The organism is Bradyrhizobium sp. 31Argb (assembly GCF_043638955.1).
Taxonomy (GTDB): domain Bacteria; phylum Pseudomonadota; class Alphaproteobacteria; order Rhizobiales; family Xanthobacteraceae; genus Bradyrhizobium.
Genome location: NZ_JBEGDB010000575.1, coordinates 1 through 1,572 on the forward strand (window position 1 = coordinate 1; position 1,572 = coordinate 1,572).

Genomic DNA, 1,572 nt, shown 5'->3' on the forward strand with positions numbered 1-1,572 from the left:
GCCTGCGTCCACGATCTTCGAATCATGGTTGCCCATGGATTCAGAATCCTCAGTCAATTACAACTGTAATGCTAGTGTCGCTGCTAGAGCATCGGCCAACGTAGGATGCTTGAAGCTCCAGTCCCGACGCGTTCCATCGTTCCTTTCGACGATGAAGGAATCCTTTAAATGGATTAGCGATTCCGCAAGCGTTTCACGATCAACGTTGTAGTGCCGAATCACCAGCTCCTGCATCTCTGGGACAGGAGCTCCGATGGGCATCTGTCCACCGTGAATGAATACTAGAGTGAGCGCTGCTCGGTGCGGTTTAGAGAGCTCTCGGATGGTCTGCAATAAATGTGCTTTGTTGTGCCGAACAAATCGTTGAAGCCCATCTTTAGTCGGAGCGATCTTTGAAGTGTAATTGCGGTCGCCGATCTGACGGGCGATTTCCGGCGTAAGCAGAAGCTCATGAGCGAGTGCATCCAGCTCTTGACGAACGTACTGCTTCCAGTGCGATGGCTGCGAGCCGGATTTGACGTGGTTATATAGAATCTGCCGCCGCTCTTCGACTGTCAGATCGCCAACGTCCACGACAGCGCGGCCATCCCGAAAGAGGGGATGATTCCGAGAGCCTAATTTTGGTTTTGCGGCTTCGTAGATGTGGCGTCGTGAGGTTAGAACAAAGCGGTTTCCTGCTGATGTAGCCGTTTGAATTTTCGGCATAATGGCTATCCAATGGTCAACGTAGTCTTCTCTCATCTGATTTGGACCGAAGGCGTCATCGATCCAATAAAACCCGCCCCCCTCTTCTGGATTCCAATTTTGTATTAGCTCCAGCGGACCGTCGGCTTTGAAACTTCGGTGATTTGGATCGTCAGCCGCGATAGTTGAGAGTACGGCGCCAATTGTAGATTTGCCCGTCGCAGGGTCACCTACCAGAAGTACAATCTTGTGTGTAGCAAGCGCTTTCACCGCCTTCACGTGCGACGCGGTAGGAACATATGATTTCAGAGTTGGCAGAATATGCCCAAGTAGAGCTTTGGTTTGTGCCGCTTTTCGTTCATCCAGTATCATGGATAGGTCGCCCAAGCCGTAAATTCGTGGCACAAGCGCTCTGAGGCGCGTACTTGCCCGGATGACGCGAACCAGAAATTCCTTTCCGAACACATGCGGGTGTAAGACACCCAAGGTTCTAAGTTCAGACTTAATATGCATTGCGGTCGGTGCGGACACCGACATACTTGTCATCAAGACGTAAGTGTCGGCATGACCGTTCGCCTTTAGTTCGATCACGTGTTCTATCTCTTTCTTCAAATCTCCCGGTTTGAGGGTTCGTGAAGCGACTGAACTGAATTTGCATTGTACCGTCGCATTTCCAGAAGTTGCCGCTTGGCCATTCTTCGTTACGAAGACTGCATCCTGTCCGCCATCCTGCGCTTCACGATACACTTCGACAGGAATGCGCAACATGTCCTCACAGACATGCGCGCAGAGGTCTTGGAATGCTTTCCATCCTAGGGTCTGTTGGGATTCAGGATTCTCATTCGTGCTTGGCTGTGATTCAAGCTTTGGATGGAACGATTCGTTTTG

Annotated in this window: 1 protein-coding gene; it reads right to left on the minus strand. The window is 51.0% G+C overall.

Translation table 11 applies throughout. The annotated features are described in order from the left end of the window. Positions 1 to 57: 57 nt before the first annotated feature. The coding region (locus AAFX91_RS41530) for a restriction endonuclease (protein WP_394570329.1) at positions 58 to 1,572 on the minus strand (1,515 nt) is incomplete at its 5' end.